At 28.0% G+C, this 23,644-nt stretch carries 18 protein-coding genes; 17 read left to right on the top strand and 1 reads right to left on the bottom strand.

Going from position 1 to position 23,644, the window contains the following annotated elements; translation table 11 throughout:
- Window positions 1-20 precede the first annotated feature (20 nt).
- The 9 genes from I4V51_RS14795 (at window position 21) to rpoN (ending at window position 13,418) form a co-directional block, all read left to right on the top strand.
- Window positions 21-596, top strand: coding sequence for a TetR/AcrR family transcriptional regulator (locus I4V51_RS14795; protein WP_195989205.1), 576 nt, complete (start codon window positions 21-23; stop codon window positions 594-596).
- A gap of 180 nt (window positions 597-776) precedes the next feature.
- On the top strand, window positions 777-2,546 hold the full coding sequence (locus I4V51_RS14790; protein ID WP_195989204.1) for an oleate hydratase: 1,770 nt from the start codon (window positions 777-779) through the stop codon (window positions 2,544-2,546).
- 125 nt (window positions 2,547-2,671) lie between these two features.
- On the top strand, window positions 2,672-5,173 hold the full coding sequence (locus I4V51_RS14785) for an SBBP repeat-containing protein (RefSeq protein ID WP_195989203.1): 2,502 nt from the start codon (window positions 2,672-2,674) through the stop codon (window positions 5,171-5,173).
- Window positions 5,174-5,348: 175 nt separating this feature from the next.
- Window positions 5,349-6,065 (top strand): hypothetical protein, encoded by a 717-nt coding sequence (locus tag I4V51_RS14780; RefSeq protein WP_195989202.1) that lies wholly within the window; start codon window positions 5,349-5,351, stop codon window positions 6,063-6,065.
- A 135-nt stretch (window positions 6,066-6,200) separates the two neighbouring features.
- On the top strand, window positions 6,201-6,845 hold the full coding sequence (locus tag I4V51_RS14775) for a DUF6198 family protein (RefSeq protein WP_195989201.1): 645 nt from the start codon (window positions 6,201-6,203) through the stop codon (window positions 6,843-6,845).
- A gap of 342 nt (window positions 6,846-7,187) precedes the next feature.
- A complete protein-coding gene (locus tag I4V51_RS14770; protein ID WP_195989200.1) occupies window positions 7,188-8,024 on the top strand; it encodes a PRD domain-containing protein in 837 nt (278 codons plus the stop codon).
- 385 nt (window positions 8,025-8,409) lie between these two features.
- Complete coding sequence (locus I4V51_RS14765) at window positions 8,410-10,287, top strand: beta-glucoside-specific PTS transporter subunit IIABC (protein WP_195989199.1); 1,878 nt, start codon at window positions 8,410-8,412, stop codon at window positions 10,285-10,287.
- A gap of 154 nt (window positions 10,288-10,441) precedes the next feature.
- Window positions 10,442-11,872: a 6-phospho-beta-glucosidase gene (locus tag I4V51_RS14760; RefSeq protein WP_195989198.1), complete on the top strand. Its 1,431-nt coding sequence runs from the start codon at window positions 10,442-10,444 to the stop codon at window positions 11,870-11,872.
- A 208-nt stretch (window positions 11,873-12,080) separates the two neighbouring features.
- Window positions 12,081-13,418 (top strand): RNA polymerase factor sigma-54, encoded by a 1,338-nt coding sequence (gene rpoN, locus I4V51_RS14755; protein ID WP_243281521.1) that lies wholly within the window; start codon window positions 12,081-12,083, stop codon window positions 13,416-13,418.
- 75 nt (window positions 13,419-13,493) lie between these two features.
- Here rpoN and I4V51_RS14750 read toward each other — a convergent pair whose 3' ends face one another.
- On the bottom strand, window positions 13,494-14,510 hold the full coding sequence (locus I4V51_RS14750) for a sigma 54-interacting transcriptional regulator (RefSeq protein WP_195989197.1): 1,017 nt from the start codon (window positions 14,508-14,510) through the stop codon (window positions 13,494-13,496).
- Between the two features lie 296 nt (window positions 14,511-14,806).
- Here I4V51_RS14750 and I4V51_RS14745 point away from each other — a divergent pair, with 296 nt between their 5' ends.
- From I4V51_RS14745 to I4V51_RS14710, 8 genes are all read left to right on the top strand, one after another.
- The gene (locus I4V51_RS14745) at window positions 14,807-15,775 is read left to right on the top strand and encodes a DMT family transporter (RefSeq protein WP_195989196.1); all 969 of its coding nucleotides are present in this window, start codon (window positions 14,807-14,809) and stop codon (window positions 15,773-15,775) included.
- 26 nt (window positions 15,776-15,801) lie between these two features.
- On the top strand, window positions 15,802-18,369 hold the full coding sequence (locus I4V51_RS14740) for an FAD-dependent oxidoreductase (RefSeq protein ID WP_195989195.1): 2,568 nt from the start codon (window positions 15,802-15,804) through the stop codon (window positions 18,367-18,369).
- 159 nt (window positions 18,370-18,528) lie between these two features.
- Window positions 18,529-18,834, top strand: coding sequence for a PadR family transcriptional regulator (locus I4V51_RS14735; RefSeq protein ID WP_195989194.1), 306 nt, complete (start codon window positions 18,529-18,531; stop codon window positions 18,832-18,834).
- 113 nt (window positions 18,835-18,947) lie between these two features.
- Window positions 18,948-19,625 carry an ATP-binding cassette domain-containing protein gene (locus I4V51_RS14730; protein WP_195989193.1) on the top strand — a complete coding sequence of 226 codons (678 nt, stop codon included), beginning with the start codon at window positions 18,948-18,950 and terminating at the stop codon, window positions 19,623-19,625.
- Window positions 19,626-20,381, top strand: coding sequence for an iron export ABC transporter permease subunit FetB (fetB, locus tag I4V51_RS14725; RefSeq protein ID WP_195989192.1), 756 nt, complete (start codon window positions 19,626-19,628; stop codon window positions 20,379-20,381).
- A gap of 148 nt (window positions 20,382-20,529) precedes the next feature.
- Window positions 20,530-21,372, top strand: coding sequence for a PRD domain-containing protein (locus I4V51_RS14720; RefSeq protein WP_195989191.1), 843 nt, complete (start codon window positions 20,530-20,532; stop codon window positions 21,370-21,372).
- 129 nt (window positions 21,373-21,501) lie between these two features.
- A complete protein-coding gene (locus I4V51_RS14715; RefSeq protein WP_195989190.1) occupies window positions 21,502-23,385 on the top strand; it encodes a beta-glucoside-specific PTS transporter subunit IIABC in 1,884 nt (627 codons plus the stop codon).
- A 20-nt stretch (window positions 23,386-23,405) separates the two neighbouring features.
- Window positions 23,406-23,644: family 1 glycosylhydrolase (locus I4V51_RS14710; RefSeq protein WP_195989189.1), on the top strand; the 239-nt coding region annotated here is incomplete at its 3' end.

The following is a 23,644-nucleotide window of genomic DNA, read 5'->3' as shown; positions in this document are numbered from 1 at the left end:
TATTGGAAGGGTGAAGTTATATGGCACAGAAAACTAAAAAAGCATTTGCTGCATCTTTAAAAAAATTATTATCACAAAAATCCCTAGATAAAATAAAAATTTCAGATATAACAGAAGACTGCGAAGTGAATCGCCAAACGTTTTATTATCATTTTAAGGATATATATGATTTGTTAGAATGGATTTATACTAATGAAGCTACAAGAGCTTTAGGTGATAAGAAAACATATGATACCTGGCAAGATGGATTTTATGAAATTTTTGAATATATTTTAGAAAATAAGATTTTTGTATTAAATACTTATAATTCTGTAAGTAGAGAATATTTAGAAAGATATTTATATAATGAAACTTATTATTTACTTTTAGGAGTAATTGAAGAAAAATCAAAAGGAATGTCTGTTAGAGAAAAAGATAAGTCATTTATTGCAGATTTTTATAAATTTGCATTTGTAGGTTTAGTTATTGAATGGATAAGAAAAGGTATGAAGGAAAATCCAAAGGATATAATTGAAAGGTTAAACACGTTAGTTTCAGGAAATATTGAAACTGCCTTAGAAAGATATAGAACTAACAGACATAATATTAAGTCATAAATAAAACTTGATTATAAATTTTGGACAAACTTTAAAGTTTGTCTTATTTTTTTACAATTTTATCAGTTTGTTTAAAAATAGGACATAAGTATGATTTTGTCTATAGAAGGCAAAATAAGAAAGTAATACTATAAATATATAAAGTGAAAAAAATGTTTTTATATAAGAGGAGGAAGAGGCATGTATTATAGTAATGGTAATTATGAAGCATTTGCTCGCCCACAAAAACCAGCAAATGTAGATAGAAAATCAGCTTATTTAGTAGGGGCAGGTCTTGCATCTTTGGCTGCAGCATGTTTTTTAGTTCGTGATGGACAAATGAAAGGAGAACATATTCATATATTAGAAGAAATGAATATTTCTGGTGGAGCTTGTGATGGAATTAATGATCCAACAAAGGGATTTATAATTCGTGGTGGACGTGAGATGGAAAATCATTTTGAATGTTTATGGGATTTATTTAGGTCAATTCCATCATTAGAAACTGAAGGTGTGTCTGTGTTAGATGAGTATTATTGGTTAAATAAGAAAGATCCAAATTACTCTTTAATGAGAGCTACAGTAAACAGGGGTGAAGATGCTCATACAGATGGTAAGTTTGGATTATCAGATAAAGCAGCTATGGAAATAGTAAAATTATTCTTCACTAAGGATGAAGATTTATATGATAAAAAAATTGAAGATGTATTTACAGAAGAATTTTATGAATCAAACTTCTGGTTATATTGGAGAACTATGTTTGCCTTTGAAGAATGGCATAGTGCTTTAGAAATGAAGCTTTATATTCAAAGGTTTATTCATCATATTGGAGGACTTCCAGACTTTTCTGCATTAAAGTTTACTAAATACAATCAATATGAGTCTTTAATATTACCAATGGTTAAATATTTGGAATCACATGGAGTTAATTTTCAATATAATACACAAGTTACTAATGTAATATTTGAAAAAGAAGGAAAGAAAAAAATAGCAAAACAAATTGTTTGTATTCATGATGGGAAAGAAGAAACTATTGATTTAGTAGAAGATGATTTAGTCTTTGTTACAAATGGAAGTTGTACAGAAAATGCTACATTAGGAGACCATGACACAGTTCCGGTTTTAAATACGGAAGAAGGTGGTTGCTGGAGGCTATGGAGAAACATTGCTGCTCAAGATAAAGACTTTGGACATCCAGATAAGTTCTGTACAAACGTTAAAGCTACTAATTGGGAATCAGCAACAGTTACAACTCTAGATGATAGAATACCTCCATATATTGAAAAAGTATGCAAACGTAATCCTTTTAGTGGAAAAGTAGTTACTGGTGGAATAATAACTGCAAAAGATTCTTCTTGGTTAATGAGTTATACATTAAACCGTCAACCACACTTTAAATCACAACCTGGTAACCAATTAGTTGTTTGGGTTTATGGTTTATTTACAGATGTTCCAGGTGATTTTATTAAGAAGCCAATGAAGGAATGTACAGGATATGAAATTACTCAAGAATGGTTATATCACTTAGGAGTTCCAGTAGATGAAATTCCAGATATGGCTAAGAATTCTGCTAGAGCTATTCCTTGTATGATGCCATATATAACAGCATTCTTTATGCCAAGAACAGCTGGTGATAGGCCAAAGGTTGTACCAGAAGGTTGTGTTAATTTTGCATTCTTAGGACAATTTGCAGATACAGTTCGTGATACAGTATTTACAACTGAATATTCTGTAAGAACAGCTATGGAAGCCGTATATACATTATTAGATGTTGATCGTGGGGTTCCAGAAGTATTTAATTCTTGCTATGATATAAGAGTATTATTAGATTCTACTTCTAAAATGATGGATGGTAAAAAGTTGACAGATATTAAATTACCTTTAAAAGCTAAGTTTGTAGAAAAGAAATTGTTTAAGGAAATTCATGGAACTGTAATTGAAGAACTATTAGAAAGATATAAATTAATATAAAGTAAGTAAAAGGAAACTAGCTTAATGTTAGTTTCCTTTTACTTATTATTTAAATATAGTGATAATTCAATTTTGATAAACATACTTTAATATATATTAAAAATAGTATTAAAGGGATGATAGAGTTGGAAAAGTTAAATGTATCAAATGTTTTAAGTAGTTTACCATTAATGTTTGAAAGAAATATGGGACAACATGATGAAAGAGTACAATTCATTTTAAATCATAATCAATGTACAACATTTTTTACAGATACAGAATTAGTTTTAGCATTTAGAAGTAATGAAGAAATTAATAAATTTAAAGAAATAGATTGTAATTCAATAGTAAACACAACATTAAATAGTTTAGATGAATATAAGATAAGTGTTTTAAGAATCAACTTTGAAGATTCTAATAAAATTCCACAAATAATAGGCGAAAATGAGTTTAATTGTAAGTTAAATTATTTTAAGGGAAATGTTAAATCAGAATGGAAGAGTTATATACCAATATATGAAAAGTTATTATATAAGGAAATTTATTCGGGTATAGATCTGCTTTATTATGGGAATAAAGGCAACATAAAATTAGATTTTATTATACAGCCTAATAAAAGTATAGATAATATAAAGCTAAATTTTGAAGGGGCAGATAAAATAAAAGTAGATGAAGATGGAAATTTATTAGTTAAGATAGATAATAAATTATTAAAAATATTAAAGTTAGAAGCATTTCAAGAGTTTAGTGAAGGGAAAATAGAATGTAATTTTGAGATAGAAGATGGTTTTAAAGTTAAATTTAATGTTTCAAATTATGAGGATCATAAAATATTAATAATAACAGTACCATTTTTATTTGAAACATTTAAAGCAGCTGCAATGATTGATAGAGGTAATTCAATTGCTGTAGATAATAATAAGTGTATTTATATAACTGGAGTTACAAGTGTACAAAATTTTCCGGAAAAAAGTTTATATAAAACTATTTATTCAGAAAAAGATTATAGTGCATATATTATAAAAATAGATACAAGAAAAAGTGGGCAAGCGGCTTTAGTATATGGAGCATATCTTGGAGGAAATGGAGTTGATGAAGGAGTTTCTGTGGCTGTTGACTATAGTGGAGCAGCATATATTGTAGGAACTACAAATTCAACAGCGGGATTTCCAACTACAGAAAAATCATATCTATCTAGTTATCCAGGAGGAGAAACTACAGGTTTTTTAGTAAAAGTTAATACAAAGGAGGTTGGAATAACTAGTTTATGTTACGGAACTTATCTAGGTGGAAAGGGAAATGATTATATATATTCAATTGCACTAGATAAAAATAAAAATGTTTATATTGTAGGAGATACAACATCAAATAGTATGTTTCCAATAACCGAAAATGCATATAAAATAAGTATTTCTGAAAATAGTAAATATGGCTTCTTAATTAAATTAAATACTAATATTAAGGGAAAAGAAGCTTTGTCATATGCAACATATTTCGGTGGTAGTGATAATGATAGTTTTTATTCTGTAGCTATAGATTCTAATGATTATGTTTATATAACTGGAGTTACTGAATCTAATGATTTTCCAATTACCGATAATGGATATGAAAAAATCAGATATGGAAAAGAAATAAGTTCTTTTTTAATAAAATTTGATATTAAACAAAATGGAGTAGAAGGACTTTTATATTCTACTTATTTAGGTGGAGATGGAAAAAATATTGGATATTCAGTAGCAGTAGATTCTAATGAGTGTGCATATATAACAGGAATTACGAATTCAAGGAAAGAGTTCCCAATAACAATTAATGCATTTCTAACTGAATTATCTACTAATAAAGAAACAGGATTTCTAATTAAGTTAGATACAAAAAAACATGGGAAAGAAGGGCTTTTGTATGGAAGCTATTTAGGTGGAAATGGAATTAATGTATGTTCTGATATAAAGATTGATTGTAATAATTATGTTTATATATCTGGATTTACAAATTCTAAGGATTTACCTTTAGAAAATTATAAAAATATAATTTCAGATTTGGGATTTTATTCATTTTTATTTAAGTTAGATGTAAGTAAGGAAGGTAGATTAGCATTATTAAGTGGCATTTGTTTTGGTGAAAATGGATATGATGTTGCATTATCAATTGCAATAGATAATGATTTAAATGCATATATCACGGGATATTCTGATTCTATAATAAGGAATGATATTGAAATTAGTGAAAGTAGTTATAAAGGTGGATCTGTTTTTTTGACTAAGATAAGTACACGAGTATGTGACTTAGTAGCAGAAAAGGATAATAATAAATCTTTTGTAGACATTGGAGAAAAAGCTAAATATACAATAAGGGTCAGAAATAATGGACCCGATATTGCTAAAAATGTTATAGTTACAGACGTTTTACAAAGAGGATTGATAGTTAAAGGAGTAAAGGCTTCTAAGGGAGCAGTACATCAAATAGGAAGTGAATTAGTTTGGAGAATAGATAAAGTTAGTCCTGAAGAAGAGATTTCAGTTGATATAACAGTCAGAGTTTCTGCAAAGGATAAGGTGTTATCAAGTGACTTAATGGTTAATATAGATGAAAACACAGAAAATTATAGGAGTGGAGTCTATGAAAGAAAAATGTATAGATATTTAATTTAGAAATAATCCTAGAGTATTTTTTCACTACTCTAGGATTATTTCTAAATGAATTGATAATTTTTTGACAAGCAATATATTTTAAGATAAAATGATAAGTGACTTTAAATTAATGTAAATGTTATAAAAAACGCAGTAGTAGTTGAAGTAAAAAACAAATTAGTAAAGGGTGAAAAGTTTGAATAAGGCAATTAATTTAGTTAAACGATTAGTATTATTTTTCTTAGGAATGAGCATAATCCAATTAGGAGTAGCATTATTTCTAAAGACAAGCATTGGGTCAGATCCATTCACTGTTTTTACGCAAGGATTGGCAACGATTCTAAATAAAACAGGATTAAAAGAGTTATCAATAGTTCATATGATTTCAGGAAGTACAGAAGTTACTCCTGGTGTTGCTAATATGATAATATTGGTAGTATTATTTATTGCTATATTAATAGTGGATATGAAAAAAATAAAGATAGGTACACTAATTTGTGTTGTTGGAGTAGGTCCAATAATTGATTTAGGTGTAAAGGTGGTTTCATATTTCCCAGTAGAGTCAGCTAATATATTTATAAAAATGTTATTAGTATTAGCAGGATGTTTTATAATTGCAATTGGTTTTTCAATAATGTCAGCAAGTGATGTTGGAGTAGCGCCAAATGATATTGTTCCTTTTATAATTCAAGATAAACTTAAATGTCAATATAGATGGATTAGAATAGCTATGGATGCAACATTTTTAATTGTTGGATTTATCCTTGGAGGAAAGATTGGAGTAGGTACTGTTATTTCAATGTTAGCTATAGGACCATTCATTCAATTCTGTTTACCTTATGGGAAAAAAGTAGTTGATTTTATTCTTAAAGGTAAAGAAAAAATAAATAGTGAATCAACTGTAATTGCATAAATAAATTGACTTTTTTTGAAGTAAATGATAATAAATAGATAGTATAAATAATTAAATTATTTATACTATCTATTATTTTTATGATCATATCTATAGGACAATTTATATAAGTGTTGATATAGTTAGGAGATATAGATGAAAAATATAAACAGAATAGTTATTTATATTTGTGGTATATTTTTATTGGCTTTAGGCGGAGTTTTAGCAATAAAATCAAATTTAGGGGCATCACCTGTAAGTTCATTACCATTAAGTATAAGTAAAGTTAGTAGCATTAGTTTAGGAACAGCAGCGACAATATTATTTACTATTTATGTAGGGATACAAATATTAATATTAAGAAAGGATTTCAAGATAATTCAGTTACTTCAAGTAATATTTGCTATATTATTTGGACAAATAATGAATTTTTTTAATGTAATTATTAATATAAATGTTGAAAATTTTTATATAAGAATATTAATTTGTATATTAAGCTTTTTTATTACTGCGTTTGGAGTTGTATTTACTATTACAGCTAATATTATGCCAGTAGCTCCAGATGGATTAGCTCAAGCTATAAGCAAGAAGGCTAATATAGATTTTGGAAAATCAAAAATATATTTTGATTGTGTTGTAGTAGCATTATCGATAACAATATTAATTCTTAATAATAAGGGATTAGATGGATTAGGTATTGGAACTATTTTATCGGCTCTATTAGTAGGAAGAATAGTAGCATATATAAATAAAAAAATGAAACAAAAAATTGAAAGTATATGTTTTGTAGGAGCTGCATAAATTGAATCAATATTTAGGAAGTTACTAGCTGTTATATGTCACACAAATTAGTGAGAGACAATGTTTGCAATGGTTAGCTATGGAATGAAAAATAAAATAAAAACATATTGACAATGTTTACACTAGTTGATAAAATGTAGACAAGTTAATAGTGGAATCCGTTTTGGGATTGTTACTGAGTAAGCAGGCAAAACCTAAATTGATACCAAATGTATGTATATTGATTATTTTTATAGGAATAATTATATGCATTATTTGATATTGATTTAGGTTTTTTTGTATAATCTAAATTAAGGCTTTTATCTTAATTTAAGAAATATAAAATGAGGGGATTATACTGATATGATCATAAATAAAGTATTAAATAACAATGTTGTGACAATTATAAATGAAAATAGTGAAGAAGCAGTTGTTATGGGAAGGGGTATAGCTTTCCAAAAGAAAAAAGGCGATGAGATTGATGAGAGTAAAGTAGAAAAAATATTCGTCCTAGAAAGTAAAAGTATAAATGAAAAGTTGCTTACATTAGTAAATGATATTCCAGCAAAGTATTTAGAAGTTTCAGAGGATATAATAAGATATGCTGAAGATAAGTTAAATACAAAATTAAATGAAAATATTTATTTAACTCTTACAGATCATATTAGTTTTGCAATTAGCAGAGCGGAAAAGAACTTAGAAATAAAAAATGCAATGCTTTGGGATATTAAAAGACTTCATAAAGAAGAGTTTTCAATTGGAATCCATGCATTAAAGGTTATTAAAGAGAATTTAAGTATTGAGTTACCAGAAGATGAGGCTGCATCAATAGCAATGCATATATTAAATGGTGAACTCGATCAAGAAATGCCTGAAATAGTAGATATGATTAAATTGATTGAAGAAATATTAAAGATTGTAAAATATCATTTTAATGTTGAGTTTGATGAAGATTCAATTAATTATTACAGATTTGTAACTCATTTAAAATTCTTTACTCAAAGATTATCTAGTGGGAAATATTATGAAGATAATGATAATGATTTGTTTGAAATGATAAAACTTAAGTATCCTAAATCTTATGAGTGTACTAAAAGAATAGAGGGGTTTGTAAAGCAAAAATATAATACTCAATTAACTAAAGAAGAAATGTTGTATTTAATAATACATACAGCTAGAGTAGTAAATGAAAACTGTTAAATTTTAAGAAAACTTTAATACTTTCCTATAGGATTGTAACTGATTCGATCAGGCAAAACCTAAATTGATAATTAAAGTTAAGTTAAAGCAATTTATTGAATTATAATCTTAGTATTAAAGAGTTATAATTTGTAATTAAGTTTTGTAAAAACAAGCTTGAATTAAATGTATTTAACTTAAATTTTAATAATTAGTTTGGGTTTTTTTTATATAACTTTTTAATATTAACTGATAATTTTTTTGGGGGAGAGGAGATGAGCAGGAATAAATTAATATAACCTTAGAAGTTTCATAGGATTGTTACTAGGTTAGGCTAGGCAAAACCTTAATTCTTCAAAATTTTAGATTTGAAAAAATTAAAATATTGGAAGCGAGGAATTAAGCTATGAATTATGAAAATTTAGCAAAAGAAATATTAAAAAATGTCGGTGGACAAGAAAATGTATCAAATTTAACACATTGTGCAACAAGACTAAGATTTAATTTAAAGGATAAATCAAGAGCAAATACAGATGAAATAAAAAATATTAGTGGAGTGATGGGTGTTGTAGATAAAGGTGGACAATACCAAATAATTATAGGGAATGATGTAAATCATGTATATAGAGAGGTAATAAAAATTGCTAATATAGAAGGCTACAGTGATAGCTCATCTAAAGAAGTAGATAATCGTAAACCTATTGCTAAAGTAATAGATACGGTAACAGGAATATTTACACCAATATTACCTGCAATTACAGCTGCTGGTATGATGAAGGCTGTGCTTGCATTATTAACTGCATTTAAATTAATTTCTACTGATTCTCAAAGTTATCAAGTTTTTAATTTTATGGCTGATGCTGCATTCTACTTCTTACCTATATTTTTAGCAAGTTCAGCAGCTAAAAAGTTTAAATGTAATTCATATTTAGCAATGATGCTTGGAGGAATGTTACTTCATCCAACTTTTGTGACAATGGTAAATGCTGCAAAGGAAACAGGTGAACCTTTGACTGTATTTGGATTACCAATTACTTTAGCTTCATATAGTTCAAGTGTTCTACCTATAATATTAGGTGTTTGGTTTATGTCATATGTTGAACCTATTGCAGATAGAATATCACCAAAAGCTATTAAATTCTTTACAAAGCCGTTAATTACAGCAGTTGTTTCAGGAATAGTAATTTTAGTTGTAATTGGACCTATAGGGTATATAGTAAGTGATAAGATTGGGTTAGGTATAAAAACTTTAGAATCTTATGCAGGGTGGTTAGTTCCTACTTTATTAGGTGGATTAACTCCATTATTAGTTATGACAGGTACTCATTATGGGCTTGTACCAATTGGAATAAACAATCGTATGACTATGGGATATGACACTGTAATATATCCAGGTATGCTAGCATCAAATGTATCTCAAGGTGGAGCAGCTTTAGCAGTAGCAATTAAGAGTAAGAATAAAGAAATTAAACAATTAGCTTCTTCTGCTGGTATTACAGCAGTTTGTGGTATTACAGAGCCAGCTTTATATGGTGTTAATTTAAGGTTTAAAACTCCATTATATGCATCAATGATAGGTGGAGCAATTGGGGGATTATTCTTAGGTCTATTTAGAGTATCTAACTATTCAGGTGGTTCACCAGGTCTTTTAACTTTACCAAGTTATATTGGTGGAGAAACAATGATGAACTTTGTATATGCATGTATAGGAGCAGTAATAAGTATAGCTGTATCATTTGTGGCTTGTTTAGTTTTATATAAAGATAAAGAAGAAAATGTTAAAGTTAATCAAGATGTAGAAGAAGTTGCAGTAGATAAAGCACCTTTAATTAATAAAATTACTATTGCTAGTCCATTAAATGGTGAAATTGTTCCTTTAAAAGAAATTAAAGATGAAACATTTGCATCAGAAATGATGGGTAAAGGAATAGCTATTAATCCAGCAGAAGGAAAAGTAGTTTCACCAATAAACGGTACAGTTCAAATGATTTTTAAAACTAAACATGCTATTGGATTAAAATCAGATGATGGAGCGGAAGTTTTGATTCATATTGGTATGGATACAGTTCAATTAGATGGTAAGTACTTTACAGCACATGTTAAAGATGGTGATAAAGTTAATGTTGGAGATACTTTAGTTGAATTTGATATGGATGCTATTAAGAATGAAGGTTATGAATTAATTACACCTGTTATTATTACAAATACTATTGATTATTTAGAAATAGTGCCAAAGGAAGTTAAATCAGTTAATACAGGAGATACAGTAATTACAATATTATAGAAAAGTAATAGAGAAGAGTACAGAGGTTAGGAATAGGATTCAATTATTTTGAATTTAGAATTAAATATGTTTTAAGGAACTCTGTAAAGAGTTCCTACAATAACTCTTAACTTTTAACTCTTACTTTTTAACTAAAAGGTGTGGAGGTATAATTATGAATAATAATTTAAATAAGTTTCCAGAAAATTTTTTATGGGGAGGAGCTTTAGCTGCAAACCAATGCGAAGGTGGCTATAAAGAAGGAGGAAAGGGATTAACTACTGTTGATCTTTGTCCAGCAGGTGAAAATAGAAGAAAAGTTATGGAAGGTAAGATTGATATATTAAGACCTGTTGAGGGTGAGTACTATCCATCACATGAATCTATAGATTTTTATCATAGATTTAGAGAAGATATAGCATTGTTTGCAGAAATGGGATTTAAGTGTTTAAGAATATCAATTGCATGGTCAAGAATATTCCCAAATGGAGATGAAGAAACTCCAAATGAAGAAGGGTTAAAGTTCTATGATGAAATGTTTGATGAGATGATTAAGCATGGAATAGAACCAGTAGTAACAATATGTCATTTTGATACACCAATTGGAATTATTGAAAAGTTTGGTGGATGGAAAAATCGTAAATTTGTAGATTTCTATTTAAATTACTGTAAAGCAATATTTACAAGATATAAGGATAAAGTTAAGTATTGGATGACATTTAATGAAATTAATATGATATTACATCTTCCGTTTATGGGAGCAGGAGTTAGATTTGATGAAGGAGATAATGAGATTCAAATTAAATATCAATCAGCTCACCATGAACTTATAGCAAGTGCTTTAGCGACTAAAATGGCTCATGAAATGATTCCAGGATCAATGGTTGGATGTATGCTTGCAGCAGGTTCATTTTATGCATATAGCTGTAATCCAGAAGATGTACAAAAAGCTATGGACAAGGATAGAGAAAATTTATTTTTTATAGATGTTCAATCAAGAGGAGAATATCCAGGGTATGCAAAGAGATTTTTAAGAGAAAATGGAATTGAAATTAATTTTGGAGAAAATGATGAAGAAATATTAAAATATAATACGGTAGATTTTATTGGATTTAGTTATTATTCAAGTAGATGTGCAAGTGCTAATCCAGAAGTTGAAACAGCAGGTAATGCATTTAAGACTGTAAGAAATCCTTATTTAAAAGCATCAGAATGGGGATGGCAAATAGATCCACTTGGATTAAGAATTACAGCAAATCAATTATATGATAGATATCAAAAACCATTATTTATAGTTGAAAATGGATTAGGAGCTATAGATATTCCAGCAGAGGATGGAACTATTAATGATGATTATAGAATAGAGTATTTAAGTGAACATGTTAAATCAATGAAAGAAGCAATTGCAGATGGAGTTGATTTAATAGGTTATACTCCATGGGGATGTATTGATTTAGTTTCAGCATCAACGGGAGAAATGAAAAAAAGATATGGATTTATTTATGTTGATAAAGATAATGAAGGAAATGGAAGTTTAAATAGAAGTAAAAAGAAAAGTTTCTATTGGTATAAAAAGGTTATAGAAACTAATGGTGAAGAAGTTTAAATCTATAATTTGATGATTTAAATAAAATGTAATAATAATATAATTTAAAGAAAAATCTCTAGTTTAATAAAGCTAGGGATTTTTCTTTAAATTATATTCATTAAAATTGAAAATATAATAAATAATAAGTTATAAGTATTATAAATATATGATAATATACTTTTATATTAAATAGTATTGATATTATTAAGAAGGTGATAGCATTAAGTTGAATTTTGACTTAGATATTTCTCATCAACAGAAGCTAATAATAACTCAAGGAATGAAGCAATCAATAAATATATTACAGATGTCAGCACAGGATTTGAGGGAGTATATTGATAAAGAATATGAAGAAAATCCAGTAATAGATATTGAATATAATAAAGAAAATGATAGCCTTATAAATGAGAATTTCAATATTTACATAAATCAGAAAAATTGTTATCTAAGTAATAGTGAAGAATATAATGTTTTTGATTTTATAAAAGAGAAAAAAACATTAAGGGATTATTTATATGAACAATTAGTTACAATAAAATGTGATAATAGTACAAAAAAAACTGTAGTATATATGATTAATAGTTTAGATGATAATGGATATTTAAGAGAATCATTGGAAAGTGTTTGCAAAGGATTAATGATTAATGAAGAAGAAGGACAAATAGCATTGGATATTTTACAAAGTTTAGAACCAGCTGGAATTGGGGCAAGAAACTTGAGTGAATGTTTGATTATTCAATTGAGACGTAAATCTATGTTAGATGATAGGATTAAAGAAATAGTATTAAGTTATTTAGAATATGTTGCTGAAAATAAATATATACATATAGGTAGAAAATTAGGAATTTCTCAAAAGAAAGTTCAAGGATATGTAAGGGATATAAAATCTTTAGAACCTAGACCTTCAAGGGGGTTTTATACAGGGACTGAAGTGAAAATTATAATACCGGATGCATATATATTTAAAGTTTATGATACATATGAGGTCTTGTTAAATAGTTCAATTATACCACAAATAAGTATAAATTCTTTGTATAAGGAATTTGCTATAGAAAATAGAAATAAGGAAGAAGTAAAATATATAAAGGATAAAATAATTACAGCAAATATGTTGATAAAGGCAATAGAAAAGCGAGATAATACTTTATTAAATTTATTAAAGTGTATTGTAGAGATACAAAAGGAGTACTTTGAAAAAGGAAATTTATATTTAAAACCTATGACATTAAAAAGTATTGCAAGTAAAATGAATATTCATGAATCTACAGTAAGTAGGGCCATTAAAGAAAAATATATTTTAACAGAAAGAGGAATAGTAAGAATTAAAGATCTGTTTTCAAAAAATATATTATCTAAAAATACTGATGATGAGGAGATATCTATAAATAAAATTAAATCAAAAATAAAAAATATAATAGAAAAAGAGAACAAGAGAAAGCCATTATCAGATCAGGCTATTTGTACTTTGTTAAATACTGATAATATTTATATATCTAGAAGAACAGTAGCTAAATATAGAGAAGAATTAGATATAAAATCATCAAGTAAAAGAAAAATTTTATAATTAATAATATAAAATAACCACAGAATAATCTAAATAACTGTAAATGTTTAGCTTATTTCTGTGGTTGAATTTTAATTATTTATCTATATAAGTAATGTTATAGCGTTTCATTTTATTATAAAGAGCATTTCTGCTTATTCCTAATTTAGATGATGCTTGAGAAATATTTCCTTTGCAAATTTTTAAAGCTTTTACTATCTCTTTTTGTTCAAGAACAATTAAAGGGGTAATAGTATCGTTATTTATATTAGAATTTGAAGTGTTATCAGAAATAAAATTATCTAATAGGTTACCGAGATTATCGTATTTAAGACAATGACATTCTTCAAAATCAATTTCATAACTACTACTTCCATTTAAAGCTACAAGATTTTCTATGAAATTTTCCAGCTCTCTAATGTTGCCGGGCCAACAATAAGAAATTATTTTTTTAAATAAAATTTGAGAAATATTGGGTATTGGCTTGTTAAGTTTTTCACTTTTTGTTTTTAAAAAATAATCTAGTAGTAGAGGAATATCACCTAATCTATCCTTTAAAGGTGGAAGTGTTAGAGGTAATACATTTAATCTATAATATAAATCTTCTCTAAAGTTTCCTTTTTTTACTTCTTCTTTTAAATTTTTATTTGTAGCAGCAATGACTCTAACATCAATGTCAATCTGCTTTTTACCACCAACTTTAGTTATACAATTTTCTTGTAAAACTCTAAGAAGAACAACCTGCATATCTAAAGGCATATCTGCTATTTCATCAAGAAAAATTGTTCCTTTATTGGCTAGTTCAAACTTCCCAATATCTCCTTCTTTTTTTGCACCTGTAAATGATCCGCTTTCATAGCCAAATAGTTCACTTTCTATTAAATTGCTAGGTAAAGCGCCACAGTTCACAGCAACAAAGGGTTGATTACATCTATCGCTATAACAATGTATAGATTGAGCAAGTAACTCTTTTCCACAGCCACTTTCTCCGTAAATTATTATTGTTGATGAGCTTTTAGCTGTTTCCTTAGCTTGTTCTATAACTTTTTTTAATTGGGGACTTTCTCCTATAATATCAGAAAAATTATATCTACATTTTTGTGAGTTATTCATTTAATCCTCCATTGTATAAAATATATTATTTATAATAATACTCTTTAAAGAAAAAGAAAACAAAAAATATATTAAAATTATTAAGAAAATAATGTAATAAATCAAATATAACAAAAATAATGACAGTGTTCATAAAGATGACACTTTTATTGTTAATAAAAGTGATATAAAAACAAAAAAATAAGTAATAAAATAAATTTAAAAAAAAGATTGTAGAAAAATTAACGGTTTTAAAAGTTGGCATGAAATTTGCTTATAAGAAATATGTAAAAGTATTTTAAGGAGGAGAACAAAGGATGAATTTTAAGAAAAACAAATTTTTATTAGGTATTTTATTAGGAGTAATAGTAGGTCTTGCATGGGGGCTTGATGGAGTTCTTATGGGTGAAGTTGGTAAAAGTGTTGTGTTTAGTGAGTTTGAATTATCACCATTAGTTACTGCATTATTTCATGATGGTTTTGCATTCTTTTGGATTGCATTAGCGTTAGTATTCTCAAAACAATTATTAGGTGCATTTAAGTTATTAAAAACAAAAAAAGGTTTAGTTACAATAGTTGCGGCAATAGTTGGGGCGCCAGTAGGAATGAGTGCATATTTATTAGCTATTAAATATGCTGGAGCACCATATGCATCAAGTATTTCAGTTATATATCCAGGAGTTGGAGCAATTTTATCTTACTTTATTTTAAAAGAAAAATTATCAATAAGAGCAATGATAGGTATAGCAGTTAGTTTATTTGGTTCATTTATGTTAGGTTTTAATCCATCAGCTGATGTTCCAGAAACTTTCTTTAAAGGTGTTTTATTTGCATTAGTTGCAGTTGCAGGATGGGCTTTAGAAGGAGTTATTGTTGGATTTGCAATGAAAAAAATCAAAGACGAAGAACATATACAAGCTACACCACAACAATTCTTATGTGTTAGATATCTTACTTCTTTAGCTAGTTATGCATTAGTAGTAGTTCCATTAATAGGTGGATATGGAGTAGCAGCTAAGGTTGTTAGTTCAGGCTTAGTATTTAAATATGCAGGAATTGCAATACTTGGAGCAATAACATATTTAGCTTGGTATAAAGCTGTTGATTTAATAGGAGCTGCTATGGGAACTGCTTTAAATAGTACAGCATCATTATGGTCAATAATTTTTTCAGCATTACTTTTTGGTGCAAAAATAACATTACCATTAGCAATATGGGGATGCGTAATAGTACTTGGGGTATTTATATTCGCCATTGATCCAAAATCATTTAAGAAGAAAAAATAGAAATATATATAGAATAGGGGATATTTATGTTAAAAAGTAACGTAATAGATAATATAAAAAATATAGTTGATAATTGTATGGGATCAGAAGAGGCTGCTTGCGTTGCAACATGCCCAATGCATACAGATGCCAAAGAATATATAAGATTAATTAAAGATGGCAAAGGTGAAGAATCAATAAAAGTAATAAGAGAAAAATTATTTATTCCAGGAACTTTAGGTAGAATTTGTGCACATCCTTGTGAAACACAATGTAAATGGAGCGAAGGAAAAAGCCCAATGGCAATTGCTTCATTAAAGAGATATGCAGCAGATAATTTTGATAAAGAAGAAAATTGGGATTTAACTATAAATGATAGTTTAAATAAAAGGGTTGCGGTAATTGGGGCTGGTCCTTCAGGATTACAGGCAGCTTTAGATTTAAGGAAAGAAGGTGCTGAAGTAACTGTCTTTGAAAAGCTACCAATTAGAGGTGGAATGATGGCAGTAGGTATTCCAGAATATAGATTACCAAGAAATATTTTAGAAAAAGAGATAAGTTATTTAGATAAACTAGGAGTAGTTTTCAAAGTAGGTTTTGAAGTTGGAAAAGATATAACTTTAGATGAAATTTTAGATGAATTTGACGCTGTAGTTGTAGCAGTAGGTAAGCATGAAGGAAGAGTAGATAGAAGTATTAAGAATTTTGATGCAGATGGAGTATTTTCTGCAGCAGAATATTTAAAAGAAGCAGCATTAACTAAAGACATTAAAAAAGCTGGTAAAAAGGTTCTTGTAGTTGGTGGTGGTGATGTTGCCATGGATTGCTGTAGAGTATCAAGAAGAATAAATGGAGTTGAAGAAGTATATTCTATTTGTTTAGAGGATAGCTTCGATTCAATGGCTTCATCAAATCATGAAATTAAAGGGGCAATTGCTGAAGGTATAAAATTTAATCATGCAAGAGCAATTAAAAGTATAGAAGTACAAGATAATAGGGTATCTAAAGTTATATTAAAAAAATGTATATCAATGTTCAATGAAGAAGGAATGTTCTCGCCTACTTTTGATGAGAATGATGTATATGAAGTTGAAGTTGATACAATAGTATTTGCTATTGGACAAGGTGTGGAAGGTAGTTTTGCTAATGGAAAGTTAGAACAAAGAAGAAATTCTACTTTTGAGTGCAATAAATTAACTCTTCAATCTTTAACAAATGAAAAGGTATTTATAGCTGGAGATGCTTCAGGAGAATCGGTTATTGTTATACAAGCTATGGCAACTGGTAGAAGAGCAGCACAATCGGTAGTAAGATTTTTAAAGGGACAAGATTTAGTAGATGGTAGAAAGTTAGAAGATACGTGGACTTTTAAAACTAAATTAGATATGCCTACAAACTGGGATGAAGTATCTGGAAAAAGAGAGGATATGCAGGAGTTATCGGTAGAAGAAAGAATTAGTAATTTTGATGAAGTAGCTCTTGGATATACTAAAGAAGAAGCTCAGAGAGAAGCAGATAGATGTAGACAGTGCGTATGTAAGAAGTGCATGAAAGAATGCATAATGTTAAATGACTACACAGATTGTCCTAAGACTTTATTTAAAAAATATTTAGACAATGGATATGAAAATATGGATAAAATGATTGCGTTCTCTTGTAATGAATGTAATCAATGTACATTAGTTTGTCCTAAATCATTAGAATTAGCTCCTAATTTTATAGCTATTAAGGAAAAATATAATGAAGATAATAATAATGAAAATGTAATTGATTTATTAAAGCCATTTGATAAATCACAAGATATGGAATGTAGTGAAGAATATTCAACTACAGTTTTAGCAAAAGATAAAAAGACAAAATATTTATTTGTTCCGGGATGTACAGTTCCAGCTTATGCTCCAGAATTGATAGAAAAGACATTATCACATTTAAGAGATACTTTAGATGGAGAAGTAGGAGCAATGTTACAATGCTGTGGTAAAGTAACTAAGTTAATTGGTGAGACTGTAAAGTTTAAGGAAAGAAATAGAAAAGCAGTAGAAGAGATTAATGAAACAAATGCAGATGTAATTATTACAATATGTCCATCATGTTATAATGTTTATAGTAGTACAACAGATAAAAAGGTTATTTCTTATTGGGATTTAATGAAGGAAAGTATAGGAATACCAGAAAATCAAAAAAATGTAGGGCTACATTCTGATATTGTGTTTAATATACATGATTCATGTGTAACTAGAAATGTATCATCACATCATGAAAGTGTGAGATGGATAATTGAGGAACTTGGATATAAGTACGCAGAAATTGAAAGAAGTAAAGGAAACACTAGATGTTGTGGTGTAGGGGGAATGGTTTGTAGCTCAAATCCTGAATTATATGAAAAAGTATATAATAGAAGAGCTGGAGATTTTAATTCTGAACATATTATATCTTATTGTGGTTCTTGTAGAGGAACAATGGAAGCAGCAGGTAAGGATTCTATTCATATATTAAATTTAATACATGGAGAAGTATATACTAAGGAACAAGCACAAAAAAGAGGGTATAAATCAGAAGAAGAAATGTGGGCTAATAGATTAGAATCTAAGAAAAGATTAGATGAAATGAAATAATATTACAATAATATATAGTTAATAAGAAGTCCTAGTTAATATTATAGAGGTATTAGCTAGGGATTTTATTTATAGTAGTATAATGTATTAAGATATTTATGAAAATAATATAAAAGGTGATATAATTATAGTTATACGTTTTGAGGGAGTTGAAAAAAAGTGAAAGACCAAATAATTAGAAAGATATTTAACGGATTAATATATATTCATATACTTCATCATGGAAATGAAAAGCCATTTTACGGAACTTGGATGATGGAAGAGCTAAGAGGTCATGGATATAATGTAAGTCCTGGAACCTTATATCCTGTATTGAAATCCATGGTTGAAGAGGGGTTAATAGAGAAAGAAGATAGAAATGTTAATGGAAAGATAAGAAAGTATTATAAAACTACAGAGTCGGGAAAAAAGCTTTTATTAGAATTAAAAGAAAATTTAAAGGAATTGGTTCATGATGTTGTGTAATCGAGCTAAGGTGATTATTAAGGGATAATTCACCTTAGTTTTTTTATTGAACAAAACTAATTTTAATGTTAATATCGAATTACGATATCGAAAAGTGATAATAGGAGATTAAGATGAGGATATTTAATTTAGAAGATGTAGTTTTTAAAAGTAATAACAATCTAATATTAAATGGAATAAACCTAGATGTTTATAAAGGGGATTGTATATCTGTGATTGGTCCATCTGGAGGTGGAAAAAGTACTTTATTAAAGATAATATCAGATTTAATTACCATTAGTGAAGGTTATATAAAATATAAGGACAAGTATTATGACGAGTATGATCCTTTAGAATTAAGAAGATGTATAAGCTATTGTGTCCAACTGCCATATCTATTCGGGAATACAGTTTTTGATAACTTATCCTTTCCATTTTTAATAAGAGGGGAAAAGATAAATGAGTATAGAATTATAGAACTTTTAAATAAATTTAATTTATCTAGTGATTATTTGAAAAAAGATGTAAAAAGTTTATCAGGTGGGGAAAAGCAAAGAATATCTATAATTAGAAGTTTAGTGTATATCCCAGAAGTTTTATTACTTGATGAGGCTACTTCAGCTTTAGATAAAGAAAATGCTGAAATTGTTGAAAGAACAATAGAAGAATTAAATAAAGAGGGGGTTACTGTTATTTGGATAACCCATAATGTTGAACAAAGTGAGAGAATATTTAATAAGAGAATTACAATAAGGTCAGGGAAGGTAGAATTAGTTGAAAAGTTAAAAATTATTGAAAAGGTGGTTGTATAGATGAGTAATATTTCATTAATTTTTGCAAGTATACTAATTATAATTCCTTTAATTATATCTTATAAGGAAAACTTAAAGCTTGAAAAAGAAATAGTAATTAGCTTATTTAGGGCAATAATTCAGTTAGTAATAGTAGGATATATATTAAATATCATTTTTGGATTTGAAAATCCTATTTATACAATTGGATTAGTTTTAATTATGATAGTTAATGCAGCTAATAATGCTAAAAAAAGAGGACAGGGAATTGAAAAAGTATTTGCTATATCATTAATTTCAATATTATCAGGAACTATAGTTACAATGTCGATACTTATAATTTCAAAAGCAATAAAGTTTACACCTAGTGATGTAATTCCTGTGGCTGGAATGATAATAAGTAACTCTATGATAGCTATAGGGATAAGTTATAGAAATTTAAATAATAACTTTAAAAATAAAAGAGAAGAAATAGAGATAAAGCTAGCTTTGGGAGCAGATATACGTTTAGCCGCTAATGAAGTTATTAGAGAAAGTATAAAAATATCAATAATTCCAACTCTAGATTCTGCAAAAACTTTAGGGATAGTTGCTCTTCCTGGAATGATGACAGGATTTATACTTGCTGGAACATCACCATTTATGGCAATTAAATTTCAAATAATGGTTACATTTATGATTTTATCTTCAACTTCAATATCAACTATGTTAGCAACCTATTTATCATATAAAGGCTTCTTTAATGAAAGAAAGCAAATAAGAGAAAATGTGGTTTAAAATTGATGGATGGAAAAACGTAAAATCCTTTACAAAGATATAATACCATGATATCATGAAGAAAAGGATTGTAACTGGTTATGCAGGCAAAACCCACTAATATAATAGGCGGGTTTTGTCTTTTTTTATTTTTAGAGGTGGTGATAATGTGTATATTGATAAAGTTTTAAATAATAATGCATTTATTTCTTTAGATGAAAATGGTGAAGAAATAGTTGTAATGGGAAGAGGAATTGCCTTTGGAAAAAAAGGAAATCAAGAAGTTGATTTAAGTGGATTTAATTATAAAATATTTTCTAATAAAGATAAAAATCTTAATGAAAAATTGATATCTGTAGTTTCAGATATTCCAGAAGAGTACTTAGTTATTACAACTAAAGTAGTATCATTATTTGAAAAGCAATATAATAAGAAATTAAATGATATTATTTATGTGAGTCTTACTGAACATATTCATGGAGCAATTGAAAGGTATAAAAAAGGAATTCAAGTAAAAAATCCATTAATTTTAGAAATAAAAAGATTATTTACTGATGAATATGCTACAGGTAAAAGAGCATTAGAAATTATTAAAGAAGAATTCGAAATCGTTTTTGATGAGGATGAGGCAGGTTATATAGCATACCATATAGTTAATGCTGAATTAAATAATGATATGAGTAATATAGTAAATATAACTAAAATAATGCAAGAAATTTTAAATATTATAAAATACTTCTTTAAAGTTGAATTCAATGAAGAGTCTGTTGCGTATTATAGGTTTATTACACACTTAAAGTTTTTTGCACAAAGAGTTTTTAATAACTCAATTTATGATGAGGATGAATCAGAGTTATTTGATATATTAAAAGAAAAGTATGAAAAAAGTTATAATTGTGTTTTAAAAATAAAGACTTTTATAGAACATAAGTATAGTTATACTTTATCAGATGAGGAACAGCTTTATTTAATAATTCATATAGAAAGAATAGTAACTAAAGCAACAATTTAAGATTAAGGTAGTATGCTGGATAATCCACCAGCTTATTATATAGTAAGATTGTAACTACGCTATAAGTAATAGCTTATATATGTAGGCAAAACTTCATTTTTTATATTAATATGAATGGAGGAATGAAAAATGGATTACAAATTAGTGGCAGAAAAGATTTTAAAAAGAGTAGGAGGAAAAGATAATGTAGAAGAATTAGTTCATTGTATGACAAGGTTGAGATTTACATTAAAAGATGAATCTATTGTTGATGATGAGCTTGTGAAGAAAACAAAAGGTGTTATGGGAATAATGAAAAAAAGTGGACAATACCAAATTATTATTGGTAATGAAGTTGCAGCTGTATATAAAGAGTTATGTAACTTAGGAAACTTTAAAAAAGATTCTAATAAGAGAAATGTTAAGCCAAAGAAAAAACAAAATTTATTCGAAGGATTATTAGATATTATTTCAGGAATTATGTCTCCTGTTATTCCAGCACTTATTGGAGCTGCAATGATAAAGGTTTTATTAACTGTATTACCTATGATAGGTCTATTAGATACTTCAGGACAGACATATCAATTATTGTCTGTTGTTGGTGATGGAGCATTTTACTTTATGCCAGTTTTAATAGCGATGTCAGCAGCAAGAAAGTTTGATGCAAACCCATATTATGCTGTAAGTATTGCACTAATTCTTTTACACCCTAATTTTACTTCTATGTTAAGCGGTATTAATGAGACAGGTGAGACATTAAAGTTATTTAACTTTATACCTGTTACCTATGCTTATTATGGATATTCAGTTATTCCAATAATAATGTCAGTAGCAGTATTACCATATATAGAAAAATTTATTGATAAAATAACTCCAACTATTACAAAAAATTTTTTGAAGCCTATGTTAGTTATGTTAATTATTGGGCCAATAGTTATGGTTATTATAGGACCTTTAGGTTCAATATTAGGGAATGTATTAACAAATATTGTTTATTTTGTTCATGATAAATTAGGGTTTATTGCAGTTGGTTTAGTTGCAGCAATTTTCCCGTTTATAGTTATGACTGGTATGCATCATGCATTTACTCCAATAAAGTTAAGTATCTTAGCAGGGACAGGGTTTGAAGGATTTATATGTATAGCAGAATTCTGTTCAAATATGGCTCAAGGTGCAGCAGCTTTAGCTGTTTCTATTAAATCAAAAAATAAAGATGTAAAACAAAGTGCAGGTTCATCAGCATTTTCAGCATTAGTTGCAGGTATTACTGAACCAGCATTATATGGTACAACTTTAAGATTTAAAAAACCTATGATAGGAGCATGTATAGGAGCTGGATTAGGTGGTTTAGTAGGTGGTTTATTCCAAATGAAATGTTATGGGGTTGCAACTCCAGCACTTGTAACTATTCCACAATATATAGAACAAGGGAATCCAAAGAGTATAATTTATATATTAATTACAGCTGCTGTTACAATAGCAGGTTCATTTATAGCATCTTATTTAATTGGTTTTGAAGACCCTATTGAAAATGATGAGGTTGATGAAAATGAAGAAACATTAGTAGTAAATCATTTAAATACAGGAATAAAAGTATCAAGTCCATTAGAAGGTGAAATGGTAGAATTATCACAAGTTAATGATGCTACATTTGCAAGTGGAATAATAGGAAAAGGAACAGCAATAATACCAACAAAGGGACAAATAATAGCACCATTTGATGGAGTTGTTGATGCTTTCTTTGATACAGGCCATGCTATAGGATTAAAAAGTAATGAAGGAATAGAAATGTTAATTCATGTTGGAATTGACACTGTAAATTTAGGTGGTAAATATTTTGAGCCTAAAAAATTACAAGGAGATAAAATAAAAGCCGGTGATGTAATTTTAGAATTTGATATTCAAGGGATATTAAGTGAAGGATATGAAGTAGTAACACCAGTAATAATAGCTAATAGTGATAGCTATATAGATGTGTTTATTGAAAATAAAAGTGTAGTAAATGAAAAAGAAAATATAATGACAGTAGTATAGTGAAGGTAGGTGAATAAATAATGGGTAATTACAAGATACCAGAAAACTTTTTATGGGGAAGCGCATCAGCTGCATACCAAGTAGAGGGTGCTTATTTAGAAGATGGAAAAGGACTTACAAATTGGGATGATTTCGTTAGAATAGAAGGTAAAACATTTAAACAAACTACAGGAGATGTAGCTGTAGATCATTATCATAGATTTAAAGAAGATGTTAAGCTAATGGCAGAAATGGGACTTAAGACCTATCGTTTTTCAAT

Source organism: Clostridium sp. D53t1_180928_C8 (genome assembly GCF_015667795.1).
GTDB lineage: Bacteria > Bacillota > Clostridia > Clostridiales > Clostridiaceae > Clostridium.
This window is presented reverse-complemented; position numbering and strand designations above follow the sequence as displayed.

Excerpts from the sequence above, each read along its gene's own strand:
- I4V51_RS14730 (WP_195989193.1), top strand. The coding sequence starts at position 18,948 with ATGAGGATATTTAATTTAGAAGATGTAGTTTTTAAAAGTAATAACAAT.
- I4V51_RS14750 (WP_195989197.1), bottom strand. The coding sequence starts at position 14,510 with ATGAATAACTCACAAAAATGTAGATATAATTTTTCTGATATTATAGGA.
- I4V51_RS14715 (WP_195989190.1), top strand. The coding sequence starts at position 21,502 with ATGGATTACAAATTAGTGGCAGAAAAGATTTTAAAAAGAGTAGGAGGA.
- I4V51_RS14775 (WP_195989201.1), top strand. The coding sequence starts at position 6,201 with ATGAAAAATATAAACAGAATAGTTATTTATATTTGTGGTATATTTTTA.
- I4V51_RS14745 (WP_195989196.1), top strand. The coding sequence starts at position 14,807 with ATGAATTTTAAGAAAAACAAATTTTTATTAGGTATTTTATTAGGAGTA.
- I4V51_RS14790 (WP_195989204.1), top strand. The coding sequence starts at position 777 with ATGTATTATAGTAATGGTAATTATGAAGCATTTGCTCGCCCACAAAAA.
- I4V51_RS14765 (WP_195989199.1), top strand. The coding sequence starts at position 8,410 with ATGAATTATGAAAATTTAGCAAAAGAAATATTAAAAAATGTCGGTGGA.
- fetB (WP_195989192.1), top strand. The coding sequence starts at position 19,626 with ATGAGTAATATTTCATTAATTTTTGCAAGTATACTAATTATAATTCCT.
- I4V51_RS14760 (WP_195989198.1), top strand. The coding sequence starts at position 10,442 with ATGAATAATAATTTAAATAAGTTTCCAGAAAATTTTTTATGGGGAGGA.
- I4V51_RS14740 (WP_195989195.1), top strand. The coding sequence starts at position 15,802 with ATGTTAAAAAGTAACGTAATAGATAATATAAAAAATATAGTTGATAAT.
- I4V51_RS14770 (WP_195989200.1), top strand. The coding sequence starts at position 7,188 with ATGATCATAAATAAAGTATTAAATAACAATGTTGTGACAATTATAAAT.
- I4V51_RS14795 (WP_195989205.1), top strand. The coding sequence starts at position 21 with ATGGCACAGAAAACTAAAAAAGCATTTGCTGCATCTTTAAAAAAATTA.